At 67.2% G+C, this 15,301-nt stretch carries 15 protein-coding genes; 7 read left to right on the forward strand and 8 right to left on the reverse strand.

What is annotated here, in order from left to right:
* The first annotated feature begins 281 nt into the window (after positions 1–281).
* Together PKD89_RS03690 and PKD89_RS03695 are read left to right on the forward strand one after the other, a co-directional pair.
* Positions 282–965: a response regulator transcription factor gene (locus tag PKD89_RS03690; RefSeq protein WP_287374261.1), complete on the forward strand. Its 684-nt coding sequence runs from the start codon at positions 282–284 to the stop codon at positions 963–965.
* A gap of 7 nt (positions 966–972) precedes the next feature.
* A complete protein-coding gene (locus PKD89_RS03695) occupies positions 973–2,415 on the forward strand; it encodes a sensor histidine kinase (protein ID WP_289011619.1) in 1,443 nt (480 codons plus the stop codon).
* Positions 2,416–2,603: 188 nt separating this feature from the next.
* On the opposite strand, the gene PKD89_RS03700 is transcribed toward PKD89_RS03695, so the two are convergent.
* From PKD89_RS03700 to mgtA, 5 genes are all read right to left on the reverse strand, one after another.
* The gene (locus PKD89_RS03700; protein ID WP_289011618.1) at positions 2,604–3,956 is read right to left on the reverse strand and encodes a sensor histidine kinase; all 1,353 of its coding nucleotides are present in this window, start codon (positions 3,954–3,956) and stop codon (positions 2,604–2,606) included.
* A complete protein-coding gene (locus PKD89_RS03705; RefSeq protein WP_349257318.1) occupies positions 3,953–4,624 on the reverse strand; it encodes a response regulator transcription factor in 672 nt (223 codons plus the stop codon). The genes PKD89_RS03700 and PKD89_RS03705 overlap by 4 nt, the downstream gene beginning before the upstream one ends.
* Before the next feature lie 104 nt (positions 4,625–4,728).
* Positions 4,729–5,487: a hypothetical protein gene (locus PKD89_RS03710; RefSeq protein WP_289011616.1), complete on the reverse strand. Its 759-nt coding sequence runs from the start codon at positions 5,485–5,487 to the stop codon at positions 4,729–4,731.
* On the reverse strand, positions 5,481–6,062 hold the full coding sequence (locus tag PKD89_RS03715) for an SGNH/GDSL hydrolase family protein (RefSeq protein WP_287374266.1): 582 nt from the start codon (positions 6,060–6,062) through the stop codon (positions 5,481–5,483). Before PKD89_RS03715 ends, PKD89_RS03710 begins: the two co-directional genes overlap by 7 nt.
* Positions 6,063–6,185: 123 nt before the next feature.
* Positions 6,186–8,753 carry a magnesium-translocating P-type ATPase gene (gene mgtA / locus PKD89_RS03720; RefSeq protein ID WP_289011613.1) on the reverse strand — a complete coding sequence of 856 codons (2,568 nt, stop codon included), beginning with the start codon at positions 8,751–8,753 and terminating at the stop codon, positions 6,186–6,188.
* Positions 8,754–9,006: 253 nt separating this feature from the next.
* Between mgtA and PKD89_RS03725 the strand changes: the two genes are divergently transcribed.
* The 4 genes from PKD89_RS03725 to PKD89_RS03740 all read left to right on the forward strand — a co-directional run bounded on the left by PKD89_RS03725 (position 9,007) and on the right by PKD89_RS03740 (position 12,234).
* A complete protein-coding gene (locus tag PKD89_RS03725) occupies positions 9,007–9,501 on the forward strand; it encodes a DUF1269 domain-containing protein (RefSeq protein WP_289011611.1) in 495 nt (164 codons plus the stop codon).
* A gap of 17 nt (positions 9,502–9,518) precedes the next feature.
* A complete protein-coding gene (locus tag PKD89_RS03730; RefSeq protein ID WP_287374269.1) occupies positions 9,519–10,466 on the forward strand; it encodes a cation diffusion facilitator family transporter in 948 nt (315 codons plus the stop codon).
* A gap of 118 nt (positions 10,467–10,584) precedes the next feature.
* On the forward strand, positions 10,585–11,340 hold the full coding sequence (locus PKD89_RS03735) for a PepSY domain-containing protein (RefSeq protein ID WP_289011609.1): 756 nt from the start codon (positions 10,585–10,587) through the stop codon (positions 11,338–11,340).
* A gap of 249 nt (positions 11,341–11,589) precedes the next feature.
* Positions 11,590–12,234: a VTT domain-containing protein gene (locus PKD89_RS03740; protein WP_289011606.1), complete on the forward strand. Its 645-nt coding sequence runs from the start codon at positions 11,590–11,592 to the stop codon at positions 12,232–12,234.
* A 20-nt stretch (positions 12,235–12,254) separates the two neighbouring features.
* Here PKD89_RS03740 and PKD89_RS03745 read toward each other — a convergent pair whose 3' ends face one another.
* Complete coding sequence (locus tag PKD89_RS03745; protein ID WP_289011604.1) at positions 12,255–13,271, reverse strand: intradiol ring-cleavage dioxygenase; 1,017 nt, start codon at positions 13,269–13,271, stop codon at positions 12,255–12,257.
* 35 nt (positions 13,272–13,306) lie between these two features.
* Between PKD89_RS03745 and PKD89_RS03750 the strand changes: the two genes are divergently transcribed.
* Positions 13,307–13,993 carry a hypothetical protein gene (locus tag PKD89_RS03750; protein WP_289011602.1) on the forward strand — a complete coding sequence of 229 codons (687 nt, stop codon included), beginning with the start codon at positions 13,307–13,309 and terminating at the stop codon, positions 13,991–13,993.
* 31 nt (positions 13,994–14,024) lie between these two features.
* On the opposite strand, the gene trmD is transcribed toward PKD89_RS03750, so the two are convergent.
* Complete coding sequence (gene trmD / locus PKD89_RS03755; protein ID WP_289011600.1) at positions 14,025–14,852, reverse strand: tRNA (guanosine(37)-N1)-methyltransferase TrmD; 828 nt, start codon at positions 14,850–14,852, stop codon at positions 14,025–14,027.
* Complete coding sequence (gene rimM, locus PKD89_RS03760; protein ID WP_289011598.1) at positions 14,827–15,282, reverse strand: ribosome maturation factor RimM; 456 nt, start codon at positions 15,280–15,282, stop codon at positions 14,827–14,829. The genes trmD and rimM overlap by 26 nt, the downstream gene beginning before the upstream one ends.
* Positions 15,283–15,301: the final 19 nt, after the last annotated feature.

Genomic DNA, 15,301 nt, shown 5'->3' on the forward strand with positions numbered 1-15,301 from the left:
GGGCTCAGCGTCGCCGATGACTGTTCAATATCGGCGTCGCCGCGCTTTGGGCTGGACGCGCTCCGCCGCTTGTTCGAGGTCACTCGAGTCGCCATCGCCCCTCGCGGTTGTCGTTGGGTGGTCGCCAGATTCGCGCTCAAAGTCTGGCAGGGAACAATCCTCGCGGGCGCATTGGGTGCTGGGTGACCTGGCGGCCTGGAATCGCGCACTGCCTGGCCACGGCACGCCAACTCTCAGCCTTGTCTCAGCCAATGCTCAGGCGGCGGTGGAAAGCTGTGGCGATGAGCGCCGAACGGTTGTTGCTGGTGGACGATGACGACAACCTGCGATCGATGCTCGACGCTGCGCTCAACCATCACGGCTTTGCGGTGACGGCGCTGGCGAGCGGACGCGACGCTCTGGCGGCGCTGCCCACGGTCGCCCCCGACCTGGTCGTGCTCGACGTGATGATGCCCGACCTCGACGGCTTCGAGGTGTGTCGCCGGCTGCGGGCCGACGGCTCCAAGGTGCCGGTGTTGTTCCTCACCGCCAAGGACGCCACCGAGGACAAGGTGCGGGGCCTCACGCTGGGTGGCGACGACTACCTGGTGAAGCCCTTCAGCCTGGAAGAATTGGTGGCCCGGGTCCAGGCGCTGCTGCGCCGCTCGGGCATGACCCGAAGCGACGGCTCGCTTCTGGAATGCGCTGACCTCGTGCTCGACGAGGACGCCCACCGCGTCACCCGGGCCGGCGCAGAGGTATCGCTGTCGCCCACCGAGTTCAACCTGCTGCGTTACCTGCTCGTGAACCAGGGCCGGGTCCTGTCCAAGGCACAGATCCTCGACCACGTGTGGCACTACGACTTCGGCGGCGACGGCGGCATCGTCGAGACCTACATCGGCTACCTACGCAAGAAGCTGGACAGCGCAGACCCTCGCCTCATCCACACGATCCGCGGGGTGGGCTACACCTTGCGGACCGGCTGAGGGCCCGATGTCGCTCCGCTCCCGGGTGATGGCGGGCATCGCCCTGATCGCCGTCGTGCTGGGCATCGTCACGGTGGCGATCACCAGGATCACCGAGAACAACCTGCTCGGCCAGGTGGATCGCCAGCTGGCCGAGGCGGTCGGACCGATCCGGAACCTCGACGACTTCGGTCCCCCCGGGCGCGACCGGAGCGGACCCGGCACCCCAGCCCGCGACGCCCCCGATGCGCCCGGGAGGCCATCCCGATCCCTCAGCTCGCTCTACATCGGCGTGGTCCGCAACGACCGGGTGGAGACAGTGCTCACCCCCGGGCTGCGGGGTGAGCAGGCATCCCCGCCCTCCATCGACGCAGGCACGGCGACGGCTGCAGCCGACTCGAGTCAGGCGTTCACCGTTATGGGCTCGGGGGCCTCCCCCGACTACCGGGTGCTCAGCTACACCGACGACCGGTCGAACACCGTGGTCACCCTGGCGATGCCGCTCGACTCGGTCGATGCCGCCGTCGCCGACCTGATCAAGGTCGAGGCGGCCGGGGCCCTGGTGATCCTCGCGGCGCTCGGCGCCCTTGGCTGGTGGGTCATCCACCTGGGGGTCCGTCCGGTGAAGACGATGACCGGGGTGGCAACGTCGATCGCCGCCGGGGACCTGTCCCAACGCGTGCCCGAAGCCGACGAGCGAACCGAGGCCGGCGAGCTGGCGGCCGCGCTCAACACGATGCTCGGCCACATCGAGACGGCGTTCGAGGAGCGGATCCGCAGCGAGGCCCGCCTGCGGGCCTTTGTGGCCGACGCCTCCCACGAGCTGCGCACGCCGGTAGCGACGATCCGGGGATACGCCGAGCTGTATCGGACGCGGGGCCTGGAATCGCCGGGCGCCTTGGACGATGCGATGGCCCGCACCGAGGCGGAGGCGATTCGCATGGGGTCCCTGGTCGAGGACCTGCTGACGCTCGCCCGCGCCGATCAGGATCGTCCGCTCGACGTGGCGCCCGTCGATCTGAGCGAGCTGGCCGCCGACGCCGCCGCAGACGCACGGGCGGTGGACCCGGACCGCCCGATCGACACCGCCCTGGCCGGGCCGCTTCAAGTGGCGGGCGACCAGGCACGCTTGCGTCAGGTGGCGGCCAACCTGCTCACCAACGCGCTGGTGCACACGCCCCCGGGCACGCCGGTTCGGGTGGCGACCAGCCGTGACGGCGACACTGCTGTGCTGACCATCAGCGACGACGGCCCCGGCATGACGCCGGAGACCGCCGCTCGGGCCTTCCAACGCTTCTATCGGGCCGACCCTTCCCGGTCGAGGCACAGCGGCGGCAGCGGCCTTGGACTGTCAATCGTCGAGTCGATGGCGAAGGCACACCACGGCACCGTCGCGCTCGACAGCGGACCGGGCCAGGGCACCACTGTGACCGTGCGTTTGCCGCTCAGCGGCCCGTTTAGCCCGGAGTAGACCGCGTCATGGCTGATTCTGAGGTGTGGCCTGGGGCGAGATCCCGGCCGGGGTCGCCGCCGTGCGCTCGTGGATCTCTGCAGCGAGGACGAGGATGGCCTTGATGTCGGCCCGAGATGACGCCGCCAGGTCGGAGTATGGATCCTGCCGCTGAATCGTCCAGTCATGAACCCAGTCTCAACCAGGCGCTATGAGGACGGAAGGGACACGACCAGACGTGCGCCTCCCAGCGGGCTGTCGTCCACGCGCACCCGACCGCCCAAGTCGCCCACGATTTCGGCAACGATGGCCAGGCCCAACCCGGTGCCCTGATCGGCGGTTCGGGCCGCGTCGAGGCGCGTGAACGGTTCGAACACCCGTTGGCGGTCAGCCTCGGCGATGCCCGGCCCGTCATCGTCCACCGTGATTTCGACGGTCGGCCTGGCGGCGGTCACCGCCACCGCCGTCCGCGATCGACGGTGGCGGGCTGCATTGTCGAGCAGGTTGGTCAGCACCCGATCCAGCTGGGGCCCGTCGGCCAGGACGATCGCAGGACCGACGCCGGCGAACTCAACGGCGGGCTCGATCCGACGCTCGATCACCGTCCGCGTCAGCGCCTCCACGTCGGTCGCCACCCGCCGGATGGCGGTCTGGGATCCGTCCAGACGGGCAAGCATCAGCAGGTCGGATACCAGGGTCTCGAGCCGTTGGTGATCGATCAGCGAGTCGCCGATGGCGGCCACCAGGTCGTCGACGGATCCCGGGTGCAGGGCGGCCACCTCCAGTACTGCCCGGGAAGATGCCAGGGGGCTTCGCATCTCGTGGGAGGCGTCGGCGACGAAGCGCTGCTGGCGGGTCGACGACGACTCCAGCCGTGCCAGCATGTCGTTCATGGTGGAGGCAAGTTGCGCAATCTCGTCGGTGCTGGCCGGTTGGGGCACCCGGCGGTGCAGGTCGGCCTGGGTGATGTCGGCCACCTCGTCGGTGATCGCACCCACCGGGCGCAGCGCCCGCGCCACCAACAACCTGGTCGTGCCGGCAACCAGCAGGGTCAGCAGCGGAATCCCCCACAGGAAGGTGCTCCACAGCGTCTCCACCGTGTCGTCGGCCGACTCGAGCGATGCAGCGGCCAGAACGGTGAGGTTGTCGCCCGACACCTCGGCGGTGGTCGCCACGATCACGTACCGATCGTCGTCCTCCAGCGGGACGTCGGTCAGAATCTCGGACTCGTGGTCGCCAACGTCGGGACGAAGCTCACTGAGGGCGGGTTCGTCCTCGAGGTTGCCGGTGGCGTCGATCACCGTCCCCTTCGAATCGAGGACCTGGGTGGCGCCCGATTCCTCGCCCGGATAGGCCAGCGGGTTGGGGAGCCTGCCGGTTCGGGCGAGGGCGACCACGTCGTCGGCCCGCACCCGGGCGGCCACCCGCTCGGCATCGACGAGGCGATGGCGAACCAGGCCGGTGAGACCAACCGCCGAGATGACGAGCACCAAGGCGACCACCCCGGCGGCCACCAGCGTGGTCTGGGTGCGCACCGAGCCCCGCCCCGGCGCCCGCCTCACGGCGCAACCATCTGGTATCCGGCGCCTCGTACGGTGCGGATCGTGTCGGTGCCGAAGGGCGCATCGATCTTGCGACGCAGCGCACTGACGTGCACCTCGACCACGTTGAGGTCGCCGTCATAGGCCGCATCCCAGACGTGCTCGACGATCTGAGACTTGGTCACGACGTCGCCCTTGGACCTCATGAGAAACTCGAGCACCGAGAACTCCTTGGCGGTCAGGTCGATCGCCATATCGCCACGGATACACGAGCGGGTCGCCGGGTCGAGCACCAGGTCGCCGAGGCTGAGCTTGGCAGGGCGCTCGGTGGCGCCTCGCCTCAGCAACGCCCGGATGTGGGCGACGAGGACGACAAACGAAAATGGCTTCGACAGGTAGCCGTCCGCACCGGTGTCGAGCGCTTCGGCCTCGTCGTACTCACCGTTCTTGGCCGTCAGCATCAGGATCGGAGTCCACACACCGGCCTCGCGAAGACGGGCGCACACCGTGTAACCGCTGATACCCGGCAACATGATGTCCAGCACGATGGCGTCGTAGGCCACTTCGGTTGCCATCCAGAGCCCCTCGTCGCCGGTGGCCGCGACGTCCACGGCAAAGCCTTCGGCCTCCAAGCCGCGTTTGACCGCGACGGCCAGCCGAGGTTCGTCGTCCACCACCAGAATTCTCATGGCCTGCCCGGGTTCGTCGTCGTCAATTGAAGCATGTGACCCTGGAGTGTGACCGGTCTATCTGAGGTTGAGCTGAAGAACAGCAGCCGGTCCTGGCGGCACTGTCAGTCGTCGACCCTCCGGTGGTGGAGCAGGCCGTCCAGATGCTGACGAAGGGTGCGTGAGTGATCGCCCAACGGGCCTTCCAGGCCGGCGGCTTTCGGCAGCGCCTTGAAGGTTGCTGCATCCATGTCCAAGGCCACGTGGTCCATGGACACCCGGGCCACGCTGCCCATGGGAACCAACGTGTGGTGCGCAAGACCCGGATGCCCTCGCTCGACCACGACGCCGGTCAGGTGATCGCCGTCGGCGACGAACCCGGCCACGTGGCCAATGCACTGGCCGCCGTCCACCAGCACTGCGCTGCTTCGACGAACCTCGCACTCACCCTTCGGTACCCGGTCCCACTGGATCATGGCCGCCGAGTCGTCGTAGCTGGTCATCGCCGTGGACCCCCACGAATACGGCATCGCCAGCACGTCCTCGGTGCCGATGTCCCAGTTGCCGTCCACGGTGATGGGGTCGGTCATCCTCAGGTAGTCGATGTCAACGACCCGTTCCAGGAGCCGCAACCGGTCACTGTCGAGGTCGACCTGAATGCGGTCACCGTCGGCGGACACCAAGCCGATCGGTACCAATCGTGCCTGGTGATGATGGTGCCGAGGTTCGATCACGACGTGGGTCACGACCCGTGAGTGCGGGTCGATCACGATGTCGGCAAGCTCGCCGAAGGGACCGTCGAGCGCGCTGACCGGCTCGCCGAGTCGCAGTTGAACCGTATGGGCCTCCGGCACTGGCTGCTGTGTCTCGATGGGTTTCAACACTCCTCCAACGCTTTGGCGTACAAATCGTTCAGCTTGCGGTTTCCGGCGTCGGTTGGGTGCACCGAGTCCTCGGTCAGGGTGCTGTACGGCGGCACCTTGTCGTTGAGCGACGCCGCCGCCACCGAGTTCCAGTCGATCACCGAAATCCGAGGGTCGGAGGCCGCCAGTTCATCGAACGCGGCGTTGAAACGCTTGGCATCGTCGGTGGTGGCCTGGTTGGTCTGGTGATCGATCATGTGCTCGTTGATGTTGACGAGAAAGATGCAGCGGGCGGAGGGGTAATAACCGATCTCCCGCTTGAGGTCGGCCATTGAGCTCTCGACCTTGTAGTCCTGAAGCACATCGTTGGTGCCGATGTTGAAGATCACCTGGTCGTGGGGTTTCGACCCGACGAACTTGGCTTCCGGGTCGACCTCTGCGGTCGTGAACCCGAAATTGCCGGAGATCACCAGGTGGTAGTCCGAGCCGAGTTGCTCATGCAGATCGGTCTGGTCGAAGTCGGTGATGGAGTCGCCGATGATCGCAACCGAGTCACCCTGGTTCGGATTACCACAGGCGGCCAGACCGGCGCCCATCAATGCGACTGCCGCACACCGCCGAAATCCGCCTCTTCGCCCCATTCCGGCCACAGTACGTCCGCGTGGCCGGTTGTGGGAGCGATCCACCCCTCCGGTGTGCGCGCCAACCCGCCGTCGACACTAGGTGCTTCCGAGGGTTCCGCCGTGACTGAACCGAGCGGCACGACGGTGCACACGATGGGCCCGTCCGCGCCGGAGAGGCCGATCGGCCCTGGTTTCGTGCGCCCGGTAGAAGAAGTACTTCGCAACCTCGATGCTCGCCAGGTAAGCGATGACGAACCCGACCAGCACGGCGAAGAAGCCGAGCGGCAGCGACGAAAAGCCGAGAGGTGAGCCGAGCGGACTCTCAGGGATGGCGATCCCGATGGCGACGACGGCCAATACCGAGATCAACAACGGACGTGAGGGTCGGGAACGAAAGAAGGGTATGCGGCGGGTGCGGATCACGAACACGATGAGGCACTGCGTGGCGAGCGACTCGACGAACCACCCGGCGCGGAACAGCGGCGCCGCTGCGTGGAAGACCCACAGCATCACCGCGAACGTTGCGAAGTCGTACAGGGAGCTGATCGGGCCGAACCGAAACATGAACCGACGGATGAACGCGATGTCCCAGTGTGATGGGCGGGTGAGTTGTTCGGCGTCCACGTGATCGGTCGGGATGGCCAGCTGGCTCGTGTCGTACAAGAGGTTGTTCAACAGGATCTGGAACGGGAGCATCGGCAGGAACGGTAGGAACGCAGCTGCGACGGTGACGCTGAACATGTTGCCGAAGTTCGAAGAGGTTCCCATCAGCACGTACTTGATGGTGTTGGCAAAGATGCGCCGCCCCTCCTCGACCCCGTCGGCCACGACACCGAGGTCGCGTTCCAACAAGATGATGTCCGCAGCATCCTTCGCCACGTCGGTGGCCGAGTCCACCGAGATGCCAACGTCGGCGTGATGAATCGCCAGGGCGTCGTTGACCCCGTCACCGAGGAACGCAACGGCCGACCCAGCGCTGCGTTGTGCCTCCACCACCCGGGCCTTCTGAGCGGGGCTGACCCGAGCGAACACCGTCGTGTCGCCAACGGCGGCCTGCAACTGGTCGTCGTCGAGGGCGTCGAGTTCGGGGCCGGTCAGGGTGTTGTGCACCTCGATGCCGATCGAGGTGCACATCGTGGCGGCAACCCGTGGGTTGTCGCCCGTGACGACCTTCAGCCCGATCCCCAGTTCGGCGAGCCGGGCGATCGACGCAGCGGCCGATTCCTTCGGGAGATCGAGGAAGACGAGGAATCCAAGAAGCTCCAGGTCGTGTTCATCCGATGCGTGCACCTCGCTCGCTCCGGCTGCTGGTCGGGTGGCCACGGCGACGACTCGCAACCCGGCGGAGAACTGGATATCGAGCACGTCGCGGGCGGTGTCGTCGACCGAGGCGCACCGTTGAAGTACCGCTTCGGGCGCGCCCTTGGTGATGATCAACCGCTTTTCGCCGTGGTCCACCAGCACCGACACGCAGCGACGATCGTGATCGAACGGAGCCACAGCTCTCCGCCGGAAGTCGCCGATCGACGCCGACTCCGCCGCCGGTGTCTCCCACAATGCGACGTCGAGCGAGTTCCCACCGACCGCCACTCCCTCGGTCACCGTGGCCTCGTTGCACACAAGTCCCAGGGCGAGCACGTCGTCGTTTGGCTCGCCCGTTGCGTCCATTGCTCGGTCGAAGCTGATGTGACCGTCGGTCAGCGTGCCGGTCTTGTCGGTGAACAACACGTCCATGTCACCCAGGTCTTCGATGCACACGAGGCGCTTCACCAGAACTTTGCGCTCTGCCAGGCGTCGCGAGCCGGTGGCGAGGCTCATCGAGACCACCGCTGGGAGCAGCTGCGGGGTGATGCCGACTGCGATGGCGAGCGAGAAGAGCACGGCATCGATCAAGGGGCGACCGAGAGCGACGTTGCCGGCCAGGATCGCGACGCTGAGGACGCCGCCGACCTTGGCCAACAGGACGGAGAACCTCCCGAGTCCACGCTGGAAGTCCGTGCGGGGCTGCTGCTCACCCAACCCGGCGGCAATCTCCCCGAACCGGGTGGACCGACCGGTTGAAACGACGACCGCCTCGGCCGACCCGCTGCGCACAACGGTCCCCATGAACGCACACGAGGCCAGCTCCGCAAGCGGCGCGCCGGTGACCGCCGGTTCGACCGACTTGACCGCTGGTTCGGGTTCGCCGGTCAGGATCGACTCGTCGCACTCCAACTCGACCGTCGACAACAACCGCACGTCCGCCGGAACGACCGACCCCATCTCCAGATGGATCACGTCGCCGGGAACCAGGTGGGTCACTTCGACGCTGACGGGAACACCATCGCGAACAGCGGTCACCACGTGCCGGATACCGGAATGCAGCGCCTGCGCAGCTCGCTCAGCGCGGAACTCGTTGACAAATCCCAGAGCCACCGACGCTGCCAGGATCACCGCAATGATCATCGCATCGAGGCCCTCGCCGACGAACGCAGAGATCGCAGCGGCTGCAAACAACAGCCACAGCAACGGACTGTTGAGCTGCCGGCCAAGCACCGACAGCGCGCTCGCGTGGTGGGAACGGATCGCATTCGGGCCAAACACCGCGACACGTCGATCCACCTCGGAGCGGTCGAGCCCCCCGCGACACGAGTCAACGGCCAAAAGCACTTCGTCTGCCGTCATCGTCGCGGCGGTATCGATCGTGGGCGCCGTCATATCCACAAAAATCATCATCGCACGCCGTTTCACCCGAGAACGTCACTTCGTGACGGGACTGGCGACTCCCGATTTCATGCCCTGGTTACGATGACTCTGGCGCTTCCGTTGTTGAGCGTGGGCAGGCGGAGATTCTCCGGACCTCGGTGTCGCCCCGCTGGGGTCATGGTCGAAACAACATCTGCGGCCCGAGGGCCACACCGAGGAAATGGAGCATCTCATGGCAGATCTCATCATGTTGAACTTCGATTCGGTCCACGGGGCCCAGTCCGCCTTGGGTGCGGTCCGAGCGTTGGAGGAACTCGACTACGCGTGGATCGACGACGTCGCCGTCGTCGAGAAGCACCAGCACGGCCACATCTCGTTGCACACCCCCCACGGGTCGCTCAGCGGCGGAGCGTGGGCGGGGGCGCTCGTCGGCATGCTGGCGCTGTGGTGGTTCCCGCCAGCCTGGTTTCTCCTCGGAGCCGTCGGTGGCGCAGCGGTCGGTGCGGGCGTCGGCGAGCTGATGAAGCAAGCCGGCCTGGACGACACCCTCGTCGACCGTGTGAAGGGCCAACTCACCAACGGCTCCTCTGCGCTCCTCCTCATCGGCGTCACAGGCGACGTCGACCAGATGTCTCGGGCATTCGAGAGTCACCACCCCACCAACGTGATCCGCGAGCCCATTCCCGAGGCCACCGTCGACCACCTGAAGGAGAAGCTGGCCGGGTAAGGGCCGGCGAACCGGCGGTGAGTGACGAACCAAAGGGGCACCGGCGTGCAGTGCTGGTCGCCCTCGCAGCAAACGTGGCCGTCGGTGTCTCCAAGCTGCTCGGGTTTCTACTGACCGGGTCGGTAGCCCTGTTGGCCGAGTGCCTGCATTCCCTGGCCGACTCCGGAAACCAGGGCCTGTTGTTGCTGGGCGCGCGTCGGGCTCGGGCTGCGCCGACGCAGGAGCGCCCGTTCGGCCGCGGCCGGGAGCGCTACTTCTGGGCGTTCGTCGTCGGGCTGATCCTGTTCGGTTTGGGCGGCGTCGTGTCGATCATCGAGGGTGTCCGCAAGTTGGGCGACCCGTCACATGGCGTCGACCATGCAGCGGTTGCGCTGACGCTCATCGGTGTAGCGGCACTCTTCGAAGCCTCGTCGCTACGTGTCGGGGTGCGAGCCGCTCGGCGCTCGATTCGCCCGGGCGCGGGTTTGTGGCAAGGGCTGCGGGAGTCTCGGGATCCAGAGGTGGCGGTGGTGGTGTACGAGGACACGGGTGCCCTGATCGGCCTGGCCCTGGCCGCATCCGGCATCGGTGCCAGCGCCCTCACGGACAACGGCGTGTTCGACGCAGCGGCGACCATTGCAATCGGCATGTTGCTGTGCGGCATCGCAACCCGGCTGACGATCGAGATGCACAGCCTCCTCATCGGCGAACCCGCCACCGCCCTGGACCTGGAACGCATCCGTTCGGCGGTCAGCTCCGTGGACGGAGTGGCGAGCATTCTCAACCTCCGGACCGAGCACATCGGCCCAGACGACCTGCTGGTGTGCGTCAAGGTTGCCTTCAGCGAACCGGTCGACTTCGACGGCCTGATTCGGGTGATCGACGAGATCGAAGCAGGTGTTGTCGCCGCGGTTCCCGCCACGTTGACGTGTTACGTCGAACCGGATCGCCGCGACTCACGGCGGATCGGCAAGGTCTGGACCTAGACAACCTGAAGGTGGGCTGAAGACCTGGTGGCATTCCGCCATCGCTTCAGCGTGGCCACAGGAGGCCCTGTGCAGAGTGGCGTCCTCGGAACCCTCCAACACCCACAAAGGAGCCGCAATGGCAACCACCAGCAAGGTCAAGAAAGTGATCTACTCGTCCCTCTTCGGGCTGGGCCTCACCGCCGGAGGCGTCACCCTGGCGTCGGCGGCCACCACTCAGGAGAAGCCCCCGACCACCATCGAAGCGCCGGGCAACAAGACCGACACCGAGTCAACGGATTCGAAGGCAACGGAGCACGACGAGGCCGATGAGAAGCCCGACTACACCAGCTCGGTGACCGTCCCGGTCACCAAGGAAGGCCCAGAAGGCAGCGATGCCGATGAAGCCAAGGCTGACAGGGCCGAGCAGGCCAAGCTGGAGAAGGTTGCCAAGATCGACGCCAAGGCAGCATCGAAGGCCGCCACCGACAAAGTGCCCGGCACCGTCGATGAGATCGACCTTGACGAGGAAGGCGGCAACGTGGTCTACGAGGTTGAAGTGACCGCCAAGGACGGCACCGAAACCGACGTGATCGTCGACGCCGGCAACGGCAAGATCCTTGCCCAGGAGACCGACGACAAGTCCGACGACAAGGGCGACGACGCCGATGACAAGGCCGAGCAGGCCAAGCTTGAGAAGGCCGCCAAAATCGACGCCAAGGCAGCGTCGAAGGCCGCCACCGACAAAGTGCCCGGCACCGTCGATGAAGCCGACCTGGACGAGGTCGACGGCAAGGTGGTCTACGAGGTTGAGGTGACCGCCAAGGACGGCACCGAAACCGACGTGATCGTCGACGCCACCAACGGAAAGGTGCTCAGCCAGCAGGCCGACTGAGCCTCCCGGCGCAGGAGCGACCGGCCGGGCCTCGCCCGGTCGGTCGTTGCTTTGGCCGCAAAGCGCACGACGACGGCGCCGGAATCCCGGTAGCATTTCTGATCGAGGTCGGCCGACGACGGCGTGTCTGGTGATCAGGAGCGCCCTCGATGTCCACTACAACGCCGTAGTGCTCAAACTCGGGACCGCCGAACTTTGGCGCTGCTCAAACTCGGGGACGCCGCTTCCAAGAACGAGGACCAACACGACATGAACCTGTCCCCCAGCCACCTGGTTGACGCCTTCGGGCTGATCGGCATCGCTGCGATCATCTTCGCCGAGACCGGGCTGCTCATCGGGTTCTTTCTCCCCGGCGATTCGCTGCTGTTCACCGCCGGAGCAGCGGCGGCGGGTGCACTGCCGCAGCTGACGTTCCGCCCCAACATCTGGGTGCTGATCGTCGTGGTGGTGGCCGCCGCCATCGCCGGTGACCAGACCGGCTACCTGCTGGGTCGACGGAGCGGACCGGCCCTGTTCAACGGGACCGACCGACGACTCGTCAAGGCCGAACATCGGGACCGCACGATCGCGTTCTTCGACCGACACGGACCCAAGGCAATCGTCCTCGCCCGATTCGTGCCGATCGTTCGAACCTTGTGTCCGATGGTCGCCGGCGTCGGTGACATGAGATACCGGTCGTTCGTTCGCTACAACGTGGCCGGCGCGGTGATGTGGGGTGCGGGCGTCACCCTTCTGGGCTACCGGTTTGGCAACCTTGCCATCGTCCGGGACCACCTCGAGCTCGTTCTTCTGGGCATGGTTGCCGTCTCGGTGCTGCCGGCTGTCATCGCTGTCGCCCGCCAGCGCTTTCGCCCCGACGACCCACTGGACGCGAGGACGAGGCCGCAACGGTGAAACCTCCGATCAGCGGTTGATCAGACCGGCACAGCGAGCGCCGCCGTGAAACCATCTGCCACCGAACCGCTCACCTTGGCCAGCTGCAGCGAGTAGCCATCGCTGAACACGTTGTCGGAATCCAGCGACGTCTGTGCCAGGTTGGTGATGCTCTGCTCGTACCCCTCGGTGGCATACACCATGTCGCAGGCGTCCTGGGGCAGGGCTAGCTGGCTGGTGCGCATCTTGTTGGCGGAGTCCGTCGCCGCGGCCAGGCTCGGGTACACCTCGAAGTGGATGTGGGGCCAGCGCCCGGAATAGGCGGCGGGGAATATCGAGCTGAAGGTCACGCGTCCGGCAGCGTCGGCCTCCTGCACACCGCGCAGGTAGTTCTCCTCGGTGACCCCGTCGGAGTACAGCGAGTACTTGCCGTCCCGGTCGCAGTGCCACAGGTAGACCGCCGCCCCAGCCAAGGGTGTTGAGCCCTCAGACAGATCGACCAGCGTCAGGTCGACGGTGAGGGGGACGCCCTCAGCGACGCCCGACGACGCTCCGAAGCTGGAGGTGATGTCGCTGCGGACGACGCCGCTCTCGCCGAGCACGTCGACCCCGTTGGAACCGTCGCCCGGGTAGGGACCTGCGGTTTCCTCGGGTATCTCACCCGCCGCCACCTCCACCGCCACCGCTGCCGAGCCGCCGCCGTCCGGCGGAGGACCTCCTGGACCACCCGAACCGCCGGGGCCGGACGGAGGAGCGGCGGCTGCCCCGCTGACAGTGGTGCTGGTGGTGGTGCTGGATCCGTCCGCCTGCCCATTTGCGGTCGGCCCGGAGCTACCGCAGGCCGACCCGGCGGCCGCCAGGCCTCCCAGCCCCAGTACCCGCAGCATCCGCCGACGGTCAACCATCGTGTGCAGGTCCACCGACAGGCCGCCGTGGTGATCGGCTTCGGCCGGCTCGCTGCTGGAAGTGGCGTACGTCAGTTGGTCCTCTGGCCTTTTCGACATGTCGTTGCGCTCCTCAATGGCCACCCGTCGTTCGAGCGGGCCGATCCGGATCATTTCAAGTCAACCTGGGAATCGGCTGGGTGCCCTCGTTGAGTCTGCCGAGAGATCGGTTCTGCGGAAACTCCCAGCCGGCGGTGGGGCTGGCGCTCAACTCGGACCCCGAGGATGTGTTCAGTCCCGCACCGAGCGGGGCCTCACGAGAGGACAACCTGATGAACAAGCTGCAGAAACGACTGGCCAACGTGGCCGCCGGCGGGGCACTGGTGCTCTCCGGCGCCGCCGGCGCCTGGACGATGACCGGCATCGCCGGCGCCCAGGACACCACCGCAGCGACGGCGACGACGGCGACGACGGCTGCCGCACAGCCTGGTGAGACGTCGACGAAGGCCTCCGACGGCACTCAGACCGCCGACGACAAGGCATCCGAGGACAAGACGACCGACGACAAGACGACCGACGACAAGACGACCGACGGCAAGCCGGAGGGGTGTCCTGGCCCCGGCGAGGAGGGTGGCCGACCCAGGCCACCGCACCCGGACAACGGGATGACCGAGGAGGAGCTGAGCGGTGACCAGGCCGAGAAGGTAACCGCGGCCGTCGAGGCCAAGCTGCCCGGTGCGACGATCGAGCGGATGGAGACCGACGCCGAAGCCGGCGCTTTCGAGGCCCACGTCACCGACGCCGACGGCAAGCACCTGACCGTCACGCTGGACAAGGACTACAAGGTGACCGGCACCGAGGAAGGCCCAGGCCCTCGGCCGCAACGCGGCTCGTAGACCGACGTAGGCCGACCCGGCCGAGTGCCCCCTACTCGGCCGGGTCGCCGAGCTCGAACCCGAACTCGGCGAGCAGCGACCGATCGGCGCCGGAGAGACCACCTCTGGCGTCGATCAGGTCGGGGCGGGCGGCCAGGGTGCGAGCCAATGCCTGGGCTCGCCGCCAACGGGCGACGCGGGCGTGGTCGCCCGAGCGCAACACGTCGGGCACCTCCCAGCCGCGAAATTCCGCCGGCCGGGTGTAATGCGGGTACTCCAGCAGTCCGTCGGAGTGGGACTCCTCCACCGCCGAGGTGGCGTTGCCCATCACGCCGGGCACCAGCCGGGCGGTCGCCTCGATGATCGCCAGCGCCGCCACCTCGCCGCCGGCGAGCACGAAGTCGCCCAGCGACACCTCGCCGTCGACCAGGTGATCGCGCACCCGGGCGTCGATCGCCTCGTAGCGCCCGCACAGCAGCGAGAAGCCGCCGCCCTCGGCCAGCTCGGCGGCCATCGCCTGGTCGAAGGGCCTACCGGCCGGGCCGAGCATCAGCAGCGGCCGGGGCGGGGCGGTCGCCTCGACGGCGGCGAAGATCGGCTCCGGCGTCATCACCATGCCCGCTCCCCCACCAAAGGGAGCGTCGTCGACGCTGCGGTGAACGTCATCGGTGAAGTCGCGCAGGTCGTGGGTGGCCACCCGGATCAGCCCCCGCCGCTGGGCGCGCCCGAGCAGCGACTCGGCGGCGAAGGCGTCGACGAGCTGGGGAAAGATCGTGAACACGGCCACGTCGAGGCCTGCCGCAGCGAGCGTCGGGTCGTCGTCAAGGGTCGCCGGCTGCGGACCGGCGCCGGTGTTAGGCGTAGAGCTCGAAGAGCCCATCGGGCACCTCAACGGTGACGCGGCCGTCGGTGGGACCGTCGACGATAAACGTCACCGGCACCAGGGCGCCGCCGTCGAGCACCAGCAGGTCGTTGGCCGGGTTGGCCTGCACCGATTCGACCACACCTCGCTCGACGCCGTCAGCGGTCACGACCGTCGCCCCGACCAGCTCGTGCACCCAGTAGCCGTCGGCGTCGTCGAGGGGCGGCGCAGTCAGCGTCCGTCCGCGCAGGGCATCGCACTGCTCGCGGCTGGACACCTCATCGAAGCGCACCAGATAACGGTCCTGGTGCGGGCGTGACGACCGCACGGTCAGCGCGCCACCCTCGTGGTACAGCACCGAGCCCTTGGCCACGCGCTCGGTGCGGTCGCTCAATAACTGGACGACCATCTCGCCGGCCAAGCCGTGCGGCTTGAGCAGGCGGCCCACCTCCAGACGGTCCCCACTT

This window comes from Candidatus Neomicrothrix sp. (assembly GCF_035329545.1).
Taxonomy (GTDB): domain Bacteria; phylum Actinomycetota; class Acidimicrobiia; order Acidimicrobiales; family Microtrichaceae; genus Microthrix; species Microthrix subdominans.